Source organism: Micromonospora sp. H61 (assembly GCF_018070325.1).
Lineage (GTDB): Bacteria > Actinomycetota > Actinomycetes > Mycobacteriales > Micromonosporaceae > Micromonospora > Micromonospora salmantinae.
This window is the reverse complement of record NZ_JAGPXY010000011.1, coordinates 66,134-78,352: the sequence shown is the minus strand read 5'-3', so window position 1 is coordinate 78,352 and position 12,219 is coordinate 66,134. Positions and strand designations below refer to the sequence as shown.

At 69.0% G+C, this 12,219-nt stretch carries 13 protein-coding genes and 2 tRNA genes; 3 read left to right on the top strand and 12 right to left on the bottom strand.

The window, feature by feature from the left end; all coding sequences use genetic code 11:
• Positions 1–5: 5 nt before the first annotated feature.
• Positions 6–347 (bottom strand): hypothetical protein, encoded by a 342-nt coding sequence (locus tag KBX08_RS34385; protein ID WP_282102804.1) that lies wholly within the window; start codon positions 345–347, stop codon positions 6–8.
• Positions 348–620: 273 nt separating this feature from the next.
• Between KBX08_RS34385 and KBX08_RS08490 the strand changes: the two genes are divergently transcribed.
• Positions 621–1,061, top strand: coding sequence for a DUF4259 domain-containing protein (locus KBX08_RS08490; RefSeq protein WP_210782126.1), 441 nt, complete (start codon positions 621–623; stop codon positions 1,059–1,061).
• A gap of 32 nt (positions 1,062–1,093) precedes the next feature.
• On the opposite strand, the gene KBX08_RS08485 is transcribed toward KBX08_RS08490, so the two are convergent.
• The 7 genes from KBX08_RS08485 to gyrB form a co-directional block, all read right to left on the bottom strand.
• Positions 1,094–1,333, bottom strand: coding sequence for a hypothetical protein (locus tag KBX08_RS08485; RefSeq protein WP_210782120.1), 240 nt, complete (start codon positions 1,331–1,333; stop codon positions 1,094–1,096).
• Between the two features lie 314 nt (positions 1,334–1,647).
• Positions 1,648–1,723 (bottom strand) — tRNA-Ala (locus KBX08_RS08480).
• A 37-nt stretch (positions 1,724–1,760) separates the two neighbouring features.
• Positions 1,761–1,889 (bottom strand): DLW-39 family protein, encoded by a 129-nt coding sequence (locus KBX08_RS08475; protein WP_209444550.1) that lies wholly within the window; start codon positions 1,887–1,889, stop codon positions 1,761–1,763.
• 42 nt (positions 1,890–1,931) lie between these two features.
• A tRNA-Ile gene (locus tag KBX08_RS08470) sits at positions 1,932–2,005 on the bottom strand.
• A gap of 151 nt (positions 2,006–2,156) precedes the next feature.
• The gene (locus tag KBX08_RS08465; RefSeq protein WP_210782118.1) at positions 2,157–3,071 is read right to left on the bottom strand and encodes a DUF3566 domain-containing protein; all 915 of its coding nucleotides are present in this window, start codon (positions 3,069–3,071) and stop codon (positions 2,157–2,159) included.
• 4 nt (positions 3,072–3,075) lie between these two features.
• Complete coding sequence (gyrA, locus tag KBX08_RS08460; protein ID WP_210782116.1) at positions 3,076–5,598, bottom strand: DNA gyrase subunit A; 2,523 nt, start codon at positions 5,596–5,598, stop codon at positions 3,076–3,078.
• Positions 5,599–5,728: 130 nt separating this feature from the next.
• The gene (gene gyrB / locus KBX08_RS08455; RefSeq protein WP_210782114.1) at positions 5,729–7,675 is read right to left on the bottom strand and encodes a DNA topoisomerase (ATP-hydrolyzing) subunit B; all 1,947 of its coding nucleotides are present in this window, start codon (positions 7,673–7,675) and stop codon (positions 5,729–5,731) included.
• Positions 7,676–8,196: 521 nt separating this feature from the next.
• Here gyrB and KBX08_RS08450 point away from each other — a divergent pair.
• A complete protein-coding gene (locus tag KBX08_RS08450; protein WP_210782112.1) occupies positions 8,197–8,751 on the top strand; it encodes a hypothetical protein in 555 nt (184 codons plus the stop codon).
• On the opposite strand, the gene KBX08_RS08445 is transcribed toward KBX08_RS08450, so the two are convergent.
• A complete protein-coding gene (locus tag KBX08_RS08445; RefSeq protein WP_210782105.1) occupies positions 8,736–9,224 on the bottom strand; it encodes a MarR family winged helix-turn-helix transcriptional regulator in 489 nt (162 codons plus the stop codon). The two genes, KBX08_RS08450 and KBX08_RS08445, sit on opposite strands and share 16 nt — an antisense overlap.
• A 125-nt stretch (positions 9,225–9,349) precedes the next feature.
• On the opposite strand from KBX08_RS08445, the gene KBX08_RS08440 reads away from it, so the two are divergent.
• The gene (locus KBX08_RS08440) at positions 9,350–9,577 is read left to right on the top strand and encodes a hypothetical protein (RefSeq protein WP_210782103.1); all 228 of its coding nucleotides are present in this window, start codon (positions 9,350–9,352) and stop codon (positions 9,575–9,577) included.
• An 8-nt stretch (positions 9,578–9,585) separates the two neighbouring features.
• On the opposite strand, the gene KBX08_RS08435 is transcribed toward KBX08_RS08440, so the two are convergent.
• The 3 genes from KBX08_RS08435 to gnd are packed head-to-tail and all read right to left on the bottom strand — an operon-like array spanning position 9,586 to position 12,212.
• Entirely contained in the window at positions 9,586–10,200 is a 615-nt protein-coding gene (locus KBX08_RS08435; protein WP_210782101.1) for a DUF721 domain-containing protein, read from the bottom strand.
• Positions 10,190–11,323 carry a DNA replication/repair protein RecF gene (gene recF / locus KBX08_RS08430; RefSeq protein WP_210782099.1) on the bottom strand — a complete coding sequence of 378 codons (1,134 nt, stop codon included), beginning with the start codon at positions 11,321–11,323 and terminating at the stop codon, positions 10,190–10,192. The genes KBX08_RS08435 and recF overlap by 11 nt, the downstream gene beginning before the upstream one ends.
• Positions 11,324–11,339: 16 nt before the next feature.
• On the bottom strand, positions 11,340–12,212 hold the full coding sequence (gene gnd / locus KBX08_RS08425) for a phosphogluconate dehydrogenase (NAD(+)-dependent, decarboxylating) (RefSeq protein ID WP_091396544.1): 873 nt from the start codon (positions 12,210–12,212) through the stop codon (positions 11,340–11,342).
• Positions 12,213–12,219 lie beyond the last annotated feature (7 nt).

Genomic DNA, 12,219 nt, shown 5'->3' with positions numbered 1-12,219 from the left:
CATATTCATACCCCAGAGTCATAACGCTCGCACCGAATACCTCGCCCCACCCCGACCTGCCGGCACGGATCGCCGGAGTACGCGAATCGCCGCCTGCCGGCGAACCGGCGGCGGCGATCATTGACAGGCGCGAAGGTCAGCTGCGCTCGGAGATGGCCTCGATGAGGTCGCCGACCGGGCGCTCCGGGAGGGAACTTGTGCTGGCCCATGGTGCGATGGATCTCGGCCGCGTCGTCGTCCGCGCCGATGGTCACCGCCTCGCCCTGGGCCAGCTCACCGGCCGTCACGGTGGCCGGGTCGCGACCCTCGGCCAGCACCTTCACCACGATGTCGCGGTCGGTCAGCATGCCCTTGAGCCGGTTGTCGTCGCCGCAGATCGGCAGCGCACCGACCCCCTACTCGGCCATCCGCTTCGCGGCCGACTTCAGGTCGTCTGGCGTCACTGATCTGCATCGAAGCAACTGGAGGCGAGGGTGCCCGAACGGCTGCCGCCGCTCGTGACCCACGTCCGTCGGCCAGCTTGGCTGTATCGATGGCTGTACAACCAAGCGCTCTCGCGCCTTGCGTCCGTCCCCGCTTGGCTTCATGATCCGCTCACCGGGAACGTGAAGGAGGAGCACATGGGCACCTGGGATGACGGCCCGTTCGACAACGACAGCGCCGCCGACTGGTGCGGTGACCTCCACGATGCCGATCCGCCTGCCCGGCCGGCAATGGTTCGTGCTGCTCTGACAACGGCAGCCTTCAACACCGGGTACCTCGACCATGACGACGCCGCCTCGGCCATCGCCGCAGCGGCCATCGTGGCGTCTCCGATGCCCGGAGGAGACCCGATAACCTCGCCGTACGCGCCGGATTTCCTGCTTGCTGGTGAATCCCTCGACTTGGACGACGACCTGCCACAGTTGGCGGTCGGAGCACTTGACCGGGTCCTCGGCGACGACTCGGAGTGGCGGAGCCTATGGGGCGAGGCGGGAGCGAGTGAGTTCCCGCAGATCAACAAGCTCCGCGCAGTGCTGTCCGGTCCGCCCGAACTGCCCGGCCAGATCGCGATGCTTTAGGGACTGCGCGCCCCTGGGCGGTGATCTCCCCGTCATTCCGAGTAATCGACCCAATCCATGCTGGGGTCCTCTTCGTCGGGCGACGTTGTGATCACCTGGTCCCACGCGATGACAATCGCTGCGGCCTGCCGCTCGCTACAGGCCAAGCCGCTGAGCAGGACGTTGTTCTGATAGTCGAGGATCTCGAAGCGCCATCGATCGAGTTCCGGCCGGCGTTCCACCGTTGCCCAGAAGTGGCCGGAAAGATCGCTGGGGAACACCTCGTCTGGCACACACCGCTCCTCTGCCTCAAAGCCCATCTCCGCCGTGAGTCCGCACATCGTGGACCAGGCAAGGAACGGCTCGCGGCCGGCGAGGTGTGGTCGGATCTGGACCTGGTCTCCTGCTCGACCAGGGCGAGGAGCTGCGGACGGTGATGGAGCTGCTCGGGCACTCCACGATCCGGATGACGGCCGACACCTACGGCCACGTTCTGCCGGCGCGGGGCTCGTCGGGCGGCCCCGGCCATTGACCGGATTATCGGCCAGGAGGGGACGGCGTGACCGGCTTGGCTGTACTCGGGACCGAGATCAACCGGGGAAAGTGCTGGTGGAGCCCAGGGGACTCGAACCCCTAACCCCTGCCTTGCAAAGGCAGTGCTCTGCCAGTTGAGCTAGGGCCCCGCGAATTGCGCGGCGATTGCCGCGCGTTGCGAGAGCGTCAGCGCAGGTCGGGCGCGGTGGTCGCCTCGTGCCACAGGGCACGCTCGTCGTTCGACGCCTTGATCTTGTTGAACACGACGGCGGCCACACCGACGACGCCAGCCAGAATCAGCAGCTTCTTGAACATGGGGCAACCCCTCGCGCTCGACTACCGTCGGACGACATGCGGTGGGGCTAGATGGAATCGAACCATCGACCTCAGAGTTATCAGCTCTGCGCTCTAACCGACTGAGCTATAGCCCCGCGTTGCGACGAGCAAGATTAACCCATCCGCTCCGCCGGCCCCAAATCGGGGTCCGAGCTTGCGAGCCAGGCTCGTCGCCGCCTGCAAAACCTACCCGAGTACGGGACGCCGGAGCGACCGCTTTCCGCGGTGCCCCGGCGTCCCGGTCACTCAGTCCCGCTCGGCGAGGGTCAGCTCGATCCCGCCGACCAGGTCGGCGCAGACGTTGTAGACGAACGCGCCAAGGGTGGCCAGCGCGGTGAACAGCACCACGTTGACCAGGCCGATCAGCGCCGAGCTGAGAATCACGCCCTTGGCGGTGATCTGGAAGCCGCTGGTGCTCTGCCCACCGCCGGCGTTGACCAGATCACTCAGGCTCTCGTTGACGCTCTGGAACACACCCATCGCGTCCAGCGCCAGATAGAGCACCGAGGTGGCGACCACCACGACGATGAAGAGCACCACCGACACCGCGAATGCGAACTTCATCACGGACCACGGGTCGATCCGCTTGAGGTTCAGCCGGGCCCGACGCGGTCCGCGGGAGGCGGCCGAGCTGACCGACGTACGCGCCGCACGCACCGCGTCACCGACGCGGGCCGCACCGACGGCGGACGCGTTGCCGATCCCCGGTGGCAGGCCACCACCGCTGGCCGGGCGGCCGGCAGCGGCGGCCGTACGCGTCGCGTCCGACTGGGGCTGGGTCATCCCGGGTGTGATCCGCGGCTGGGTGCCGGTGGAACCGGTTGACGCGGCCTGACCGGGCCGGAGACCGATCGGCTGGGTGGTGGCCGGACGTGCCGAGGGCGCCGCTGCCGGAGCCGGAGGATTGGCGGCGGCCGACGTCGGCGCCTCGGCGCTGGGCGCCTCGGTTTTGTCGCCGGACTCGCCACCTTCGCCCGGCTGCTCCGGCGGGGGTGTCATACCTGGAGCCCTGGTGAACTTCGGGGCAGGCGCGTCGGCGGGGACCGTCGCCCGGCCCACGGCCGCGCGGCCGGTCGCTGGTGTGCCGCCCTTGGCGGCCTCCTCGTCGACCGGTTTGGCCGAGGTCCCCGAGTTCCCCGACTTCGCCTGTGTCTCCGTCATTCAACTAGTCCTGTTCGTCAGGCTCGTCGGCATTGCGAGCAATCGCCACGATAGTCACGCCGTCCGGGAGGTCCATCAGCTTGACCCCCATTGTGTTCCGGTCACGCGTACGCCGTACAGGCTTCACCGGAGTCCGAATGACACCACCGTTGCTGGTGATCGCGAACAGCTCGTCGTCCGGATCGATCACCACCGCGCCAACCAGACCACCGCGCCGTTCGGTGATCTTTGCAGTCAACACGCCCTTACCTCCCCGGCCCTGCACCGGGTATTCCTCGATCGGGGTCCGCTTCGCGTATCCCCCGTTCGTGGCCACCAGAACGTCCAAACCTTCCCGCACGACTTCCATGGCGAGCAGGACGTCGTCGTCCGTGAAGCGCATGCCGATGACGCCCGAGGTGGCCCGGCCCATCGGCCGCAACGCCTCGTCCGAGGCGTTGAACCGGATCGCCTGTGCCTTCTTCGAGACCAGCAGCAGATCGTTCTCCGGCGCAACCAGCGCAGCACCGACCAGCTCGTCCTCATCGCGCAGGTTGATCGCGATGATGCCGCCGGAACGGTTGGAGTCGAACTCCTCGAGCCGCGTCTTCTTCACCAGGCCGTTCTTCGTGGCCAGTACCAGATAGGGGGCTACCTGGTAGTTCGGGATCTCAATGATCTGCGCGATCTGCTCGTCGGGTAGGAAGGCGAGCAGATTGGCCACGTGTTGGCCCTTGGCTACCCTACTGGCCTCCGGCAACTCGTACGCCTTGGCCCGGTAGACGCGGCCCTTGTTCGTGAGGAACAAGATCCAGTCGTGGGTCGAGCAGACGAAGAAGTGGCTGACGATGTCGTCCTGCCGCAGCGTGGCGCCACTGACGCCCTTACCGCCGCGCCGCTGCGAGCGGTACAGATCGACCTTGGTCCGCTTGGCGTACCCGGTGCGGGTGATCGTGACGACCACGTCCTCGCGGGCGATGAGGTCCTCCATCGAGACCTCGCCGTCGAACGGGATGATCTGCGTCCGGCGGTCGTCGCCCCACTTGGTGACGATCTCGCCCAGCTCGTCCGAGACGATCTTCCGCTGCCGCTCGGGCTTGGCGAGGATGTCCTTGAGGTCGGCGATCTCGATCTCGAGCTTCGCCAGGTCGTCGATGATCCGCTGCCGCTCCAGGGCGGCGAGCCGGCGCAGCTGCATGTCCAGGATCGCTGTCGCCTGGATCTCGTCGATCTCCAGCAGCCGGATCAGGCCCTGCCGGGCGTCGTCCACTGTCGGAGAGCGCCGAATCAGGGCGATCACCTCGTCCAGCGCGTCCAGCGCCTTGCCCAGGCCGCGCAGGATGTGTGCCCGCTCCTCGGCCTTGCGCAGCCGGAACGCGGTCCGCCGGCGGATCACGTCGATCTGGTGCTCGACGTAGTAGCGGAGGAACTGGGCCAGGTTGAGCGTGCGCGGCACCCCGTCGACCAGGGCCAGCATGTTGGCGCCGAAGGTCTCCTGAAGCTGGGTGTGCTTGTAGAGGTTGTTCAGCACGACCTTCGCGACCGCGTCGCGCTTGAGCACCAGGACGATCCGCATGCCGGTACGACCGGAGGACTCGTCGCGGATGTCGGCGATGCCGGCGAGCTTGCCCTCCTTGATCAGCTCGGCGATCCGCTCGGCGAGGTTGTCCGGGTTGACCTGGTAGGGCAGCTCGCTGACGACCAGGCAGGGGCGGCCCCGCTTGTCCTCCTCGACCTCCACCACGGCGCGCATCCGGATCGAGCCGCGACCGGTGCGGTACGCGTCCTGGATCGCTGTGGTGCCGACGATCAGGCCGTGGGTCGGGAAGTCCGGGCCCTTGACGATGCCGAGCAGGGCTTCGAGGGTGGTCTCCTCGTCCTCCTCCGGGTGCTCCAGGCACCACTGCACCGCCGCGCCGATCTCCCGCAGGTTGTGTGGCGGGATCTTGGTGGCCATGCCGACCGCGATGCCCTCGGAGCCGTTCACCAGGAGGTTGGGGATCCGCGACGGCAGGATGGTGGGCTCCTTGGCCCGGCCGTCGTAGTTGTCCTGCAGGTCGACGGTGTCCTCGTCGATGTCCCGCAGCATCTCCATGGCGAGGGGGTCGAGCTTGCACTCGGTGTATCGCATGGCGGCGGCCGGGTCGTTACCCGGCGAGCCGAAGTTGCCGTTGCCGTCGACCAGCGGGTAGCGCAGCGACCAGGACTGCGCCATCCGGACCAGCGCGTCGTAGATCGCCGAGTCGCCGTGCGGGTGGAACTGACCCATCACGTCACCGACGACACGGGAGCACTTCACGTAGCCGCGGTCCGGACGGTAGCCGGAGTCGAACATCGCGTAGAGGATCTTGCGGTGGACCGGCTTGAGGCCGTCCCGGACGTCCGGCAGCGCGCGACCGACGATGACGCTCATCGCGTAGTCGAGGTAGGAGCGCTGCATCTCCACCTCGAGCCCGACCGGTTCGATCCGGTCGTGCGCGACCACCGCGGCGATGGCCTCGGCGGGAACCTCGGGCTCGTTCGGTGTGGACTCGGGAGAATCGGTCACTGTATACCCTTATCAGACTCAGAGTCGTTTTCGTGCTGTGGATAACGGCTGTGGATACCGGCCAAGCTGTGGATAACTCTGTGGACCGCCGGATCGGCCGGGCAGTGCCCGGCCGATCCACAGCAGTCCGTCAGATGTCCAGGAACCGCACGTCCTTGGCGTTGCGCTGAATGAACGACCGGCGCGCCTCGACGTCCTCACCCATCAGCACACTGAACAACTCGTCGGCGGTCGCCGCGTCGTCGAGAGTGACCTGACGCAGCGTACGCGTCGCCGGGTTCATGGTGGTTTCCCACAGCTCGGGGTAGTTCATCTCGCCGAGGCCCTTGAAGCGCTGAATGTCGTCCGGCTTGGCGTTCGGCTTCTTCTGCTGGCGCAGCACGATCAGACCGTCCCGCTCGCGGTCGGAGTACGCGTACTGGGCGTCGTCGCCCTTCTTGTTCCACTTGATCTTGTAGAGGGGCGGGGCGGCCAGGTAGACGTGCCCCATCTCGACCAGCGGACGCATGAAGCGGAACAGCAGGGTGAGCAGCAGCGTCTGGATGTGCTGGCCGTCGACGTCCGCGTCGGCCATCAGCACCACCTTGTGGTACCGCAGCTTCTCCATGTCGAAGTCGTCGTGGATGCCGGTGCCCAGCGCGGTGATCAGCGCCTGGACCTCGTTGTTCTTCAGCACCCGGTCGATCCGGGCCTTCTCCACGTTGAGGATCTTGCCGCGGATCGGCAGGATCGCCTGGGTCCGTGGGTCGCGACCCTGCTTGGCCGAGCCGCCGGCCGAGTCACCCTCGACGATGAACACCTCGGACTCGCGGGGGTCGGTCGACTGGCAGTCGGCCAGCTTGCCCGGCATCGAGCCGGACTCCAGCAGCGACTTGCGCCGGGCCAGCTTGCGCGCCTGCTGGGCGGCGATCCGGGCGCGTGCCGCCTGGGACGCCTTCGTGATGATCATCTTGGCCTCGGCCGGGTTGCGGTCGAACCAGTCGACCAGCCGGTCGTTGCAGACCCGCTGCACGAAGCTCTTCACCGGGGTGTTGCCCAGCTTGGTCTTGGTCTGACCCTCGAACTGCGGGTTGGCCAGCTTGACCGAGATGATCGCCGCGAGCCCTTCGCGGATGTCCTCGCCGGAGAGCTTCTCGTCGCCCTTGAGGAGCTTCTTGTCGGTGCCGTACCGGTTGACCACGCTGGTCAGCGCGGACCGGAAGCCCTCCTCGTGGGTGCCGCCCTCGTGGGTGTTGATCGTGTTGGCGAAGGTGTAGACCGACTCGCCGTACGACTCGTTCCACTGCATGGCGATCTCGAGTGACATGCCCTCCTCTTCGGCCTCGAACTCGACCACTGTCTTGTGGATCGGGCTCTTCGAGGCGTTGAGGTGCCGGACGAAGTCCGCGATGCCGCCCTCGTAGTAGAAGGTGACCTCGCGCTGCCGGCCGTCCTCCTCCTCGGCCACCCGCTCGTCGAGCAGGTGGATGCGCAGGGCGCGGTTGAGGAAGGCCATCTCCTGCAGGCGTCGGTAGATGGTCTGGAAGTCGAAGTCGACGGTCTCGAAGACGTCGGGGTCGGGCCAGAAGGAGACCGCCGAGCCGGTGCGGTCGGTGGCCTCGCCCTTCTCCAGCGGGCTCGGCTTGGAGTTGGTGTAGTGCTGCCGCCACACGTTGCCGGACTTGTGGATCTCGACGAACATCTTGGTGGAGAGCGCGTTCACGACGGAGACACCGACGCCGTGCAGACCGCCGGAGACCGCGTACGCCTTGCCGTCGAACTTGCCGCCCGCGTGCAGGATGGTCAACGCGACCTCGACACCGGGCTTCTTGAGCTTCGGGTGAAGGTCGACGGGGAAACCACGGCCGTTGTCGGTGACCCGGACGCCGCCGTCGGCGAGCAGCACCACGTCGATGGTGTCGCAGTATCCTGCCAGCGCCTCGTCGACAGCGTTGTCGACGACCTCCCAGACGAGGTGGTGCAGACCGCGCTCGCCGGTGGACCCGATGTACATACCGGGCCGCTTGCGAACCGCCTCCAGCCCCTCGAGAACGGTGATCGACTCTGCGCCGTACTCCTGCTTGTCCTGCGCTGCCACCCTCGGCCACTTTCTCGCGTCAGCCGCGCCGGTAGGGCGCGTCGGGCGCGGGTTCGGCGGACAGGACGCGACGTCGGCGCGCGGACCGGCGCCGGAGAACTCCGGACAGCGGGTCGAACGCGCCGGTCGCCGCGGTTGCCCGCGGATCGCGATCGGCTCGACCCGACGTGGAGAATGAATCTGGGGCCACCGGCCCCGTCCCACTCCCGCACCGGGTCTTCGTCTCGCTGTCAATCCTACTGTGCGTGGGGGATAGAACCACCACTCGGCACCCTCAGCGAGGCGGCTGAGAAGTCCATAGCCGGCAGAACCCCGCCGCCCACGACTCCCCCCACACGCCAGGCCCTCATCGCACGCGCCGCCCCGGAACGGGTTGACCCGCTGTCGGGCGGGTCGGGGGTCGCGGCCGAAGCGTCAGTGCCGTACGTTTGCGGCGCCCCGGAACCAGCCTTGATCTTTACCGGTTGGAACCGGGACGATCGACCCGATCGACCCGACACGTGCTCTTTAAGAGGTGACAGATGGGGCTGGACAACGTCGCGGTGCACTGGCCGCGGACCGGCCGCTTCTACGATCCGGTCGCGCCGGCCGAGTTCGTCGACTTCGGCGAGATCGTCGACCTGCCGCGCATCTCCGCGCCGACCGCGGCGTTGGCCGAGCTGATCGCGAAGACCGGCACCATCCGGGCAACCGCGTACACCGAGTTGGTGGATCTGCTTCTCGGCCTCGAAGGTGTGTTGTACGCCACAGACGCCGCCGCCGAGGACGAGGACCCGGTGATCGACCCGGACGGCTGCTCCTGGATCGCGAGCGGCATCGAGCGGTTCGTGGCCGCGCACCGCGCGACCGGCGAGGCGGTCACCTTCGAGTCGGTGAGCATCGTGCTGCGCTCCCTGCTCGGCGACGGTCGGTTGGCCGAGCAGCAGCTGCGCTGGCTGGAGAGCCGGCTCGACGCGCTGCGTGACGAGCGCGGTGACCCGCCGCAGTGGAACTTCACCTGCGCCGAGCTGGGCGTGCTGGCCGCGTTCTACCGGCGCTGCGCCGAGCGCGGGTTCGCCGTCTACGCCGACGCCTGAGCCGCCGCGTCAGTCTCCGCGGCGGCCGGTCGGTTGGCGGCCGAGATCAGCTGCGTGAGCACCGCGTGCAGGTGTTGCAGGTCCTCGACGGGCAGCCCGAGCCGCTGCACGATCGCGGCCGGGATCTGCTCGGCCTGACTCCGCAGCGCTGCACCGCTGGCGGTGAGGGTGACGGCGAGGCTGCGCTCGTCGTTCGGGTCGCGTTCCCGGCGCAGGTAGCCGGCCGCCTCCAGCCGCTTCAGCAGGGGTGACAGCGTGCCCGGGTCGAGCTGGAGCAGGCGACTGAGGTCGCGACCGGACAACGGCGCGTGCTGCCAGAGCGCCAACATCACCAGGTACTGCGGGTGGGTCAGCCCCATCGGCTCCAGCAGCGGCCGGTACACGGCCACCACGCTGCGGGCGGCGACCGAGAGGGCGAAGCAGACCTGCTGCTCCAGGGCCAGCGGGTCGACGCCGTCCGGTCGTTCGCTCATCGGTTGCCCTCTCTCCGCACGGTGACTATCGTACCGATCATTGGTACACCAACCATTGGTGCCCCAAAGGTCTGCTCGTGCGACGGGCGAGAACCGGCGAGGCGACGCGGGGAAGAGGGCGGCAGATGAGCGAGGACGGCGCGGTCACCAGGGCCCCTGGCGAGGGCGGCCGATTGATGCGTTGGGCCTTCCGGCACCTCGCCGGCCCGGCCGAGGGTGTGCAGGGCGCGGTGCAGGGCGGCTCGGCCGAGGCCCGCGAGGCGTGGAAACGTGACCTGGCCGAGCGCAAACGCTTCACCCGGGAGCAGCGGGAACGCAAGCGGGCAGCCCGCGAGGCCGACCGACGCGGCTGAACGTCGGCTCAGCCGTACGTGTCGCGCGGACCCCGGCCGCGTACCCGGCGCGGGCCCTTCCCCCAGGAGGGCGCGGCCGGGCCGTGAATGTGCAGCTTGCGCACCACGTTGTGCCCGACCTCGCTGGCGATCTGCTTGAGCAGCGAGCCGGCGAGCAGCCGCAGCTGGGTGGCCCAGGCGGTCGAGCGCGCCTCCACTGTCAGCTCGCCGTTCTCCAACTTCACCGGGCGACTGTTCTGCGCGACCTCCGCGCCGACGACCCGCTCCCAGGCGCCGAACACGGTGGCCTCGGCCGCCGGCTGCTGCCAGCCGCGCGCCTTCACCAGCCGGTTCAGCACGGCGCTGAGCGGCTGCGGATCGCGCGGGTCGGGGCCGGGGCCGGAGTAACCGCGCAACCGCCGCCCCGAACCGCCGGCAGCGTCGCCGCCGCCGCCGGGGGTACGCCGGGCGCGGGCCGCCGCCTGCCGTCGGGACAGCGCCGCGTCGAGCACCGCCCGGGCCAGCTCCGGCCCGCTGGCGGCCGCCGCCGACTCACCGCCCGCCGATCCCTCCGCCGCCTTCGGGGTACGCGCAGCCGGGGTGTCGCCAGCCGCTGGCCGATCGGTGCCTGGCTTATCCGACACGGCGTACCGTCCCTTCGCCGACCTGGTAGCGGGTGCCGCGCAGGGCGGCCGGCACGTCCTCGTCCACGGCGCAGGTGACCAGCAGCTGACTCGCCCCGCCGACCAGCTCCGCCAACCGCTCCCGGCGGCCGGTGTCCAACTCCGCGAAGACGTCGTCGAGCACCAGCACCGGCTCGATGCCGTCGGAGCGCAACAGGTCGTACCCGGCCAACCGCAACGCGAGGGCGAACGACCAGGACTCGCCGTGGCTGGCGTACCCCTTGGCTGGCAGTGGGCCGAGGCTCAGCGCCAACTCGTCGCGGTGCGGGCCGACCAGGGTGGTGCCCCGCTCGATCTCGGCGGAGCGGGACGCGGCCAGGGCCGCCGTCAACGCCTCGGCCAGCGCGGCCCGGTCGGTGGTCGGCTCGGCCAGCTCGATCGACGGCCGGTAGGTGATGCTCGCCGCACCCCGACCGGCCGCCACCGCGTCGTACGCCTTCGCCACGTGCGGGGTGAGCGCGGCCACCAGCTCCAGGCGGCCGGCGAGCAGCTCCGCACCGTGCTGGGCCAGGTGGGTGTCCCAGACCGCGAGGGTGCCGAGGTCGCCGCCCCTGGAACCACCGGTCTTGCGGGCCAGGTACGCGGTGCGCAGCAGGGCGTTGCGCTGCTTGACGACCCGCTCGTAGTCGGCCCGCACGCCCGCGAACCGGGGCTGTCGGTTGACCAGCAGGTCGTCCAGGTAGCGGCGGCGCTCGGCCGGATCACCCCGGACCAGCTCAAGATCTTCCGGGGCGAAGAGCACCAGCCGGAGCGCCCCGAGCACGTCCCGGGCCCGCCGCGCCGGTGAGCGGCCCAGTCGGGCCCGGTTGGCCTTGCCGGGCACGATCTCCAGCTCGACCAGGAGCTCGCGGCCGTCGTGCACCACCGCGCAGCGGATCACCGCGGACGTGGCGCCCATCCGGACCAGAGGCGCGTCGGTGGCGACCCGGTGCGAGTCCAGGGTCGCCACGTAGCCCAGCGCCTCGACGAGGTTGGTCTTGCCGACGCCGTTGGCGCCGATCAGGACGTTCGCTCCCGGCTGGAGGTCGACGGCGACCCGCTCGTACGAGCGGAAGTCGACCAGTTCCAGCCGGTGAACGTACACAGGTTGTGGATACCGCTCAGCGCTTGTGGACGGCGTGGCCACCGAACTGCTGACGCAGCGCGGAGACGGCCTTCATGGCGGGCGAGTCGTCCTGCCGCGAGGCGAACCGGGCGAACAGCGAAGCGGTGATGACGTTCAGCGGCACCGCCAGCCGGACCGCCTCGTCGACCGTCCACCGGCCTTCGCCGGTGTCCTCCGTGTAGCCGCTCAGGTCGGCAAGCTCCGGGTCCTCGTCGAGCGCCCGGTCGAGCAGGTCGAGCAGCCAGGAACGGACGACGGTGCCCTCCCGCCAGGACTTGATGACGCCCGGCACGTTGGTCACCAGCTCCGAGGCGGCCATCAGCTCGTAGCCCTCGGCGTAGGCGTGCATCAGGCCGTACTCGATGCCGTTGTGCACCATCTTCGAGTAGTGCCCGGCACCGACGGGGCCGGCGTGCACGAAGCCGAACTCACCCTCCGGCTTGAGCGCGTTGAAGATCGGCATCAGGCGGTCCACGTGCTCCTGGGCGCCGCCGACCATCAGCCCGTAGCCGTTCTGCCGGCCCCAGACGCCACCGGAGACCCCGACGTCCATGTAGCCGATGCCCCGCTGGTTGAGCCGCTCCGCGCGGGGGGCGTCGTCGCTGAAGCGTGAGTTGCCGCCGTCGATGATGATGTCGCCCTCGCCGAGCACCTCGGCGAGCTCGTCGATCGTGGCGTCGGTGACACCGGCGGGCACCATGACCCAGACCGCGCGCGGCGACTCAAGCTTCTCTGCCAGGCCGGCGATGGTCGTGACGTCGCTGATCTGCGCGTTGTGGTCGAAGCCGACCACCTCGTGCCCGGCCGAACGCAACCGCTCCCGCATGTTGCCGCCCATACGGCCGAGTCCTACCAGGCCGAGCTGCATGTGTTTC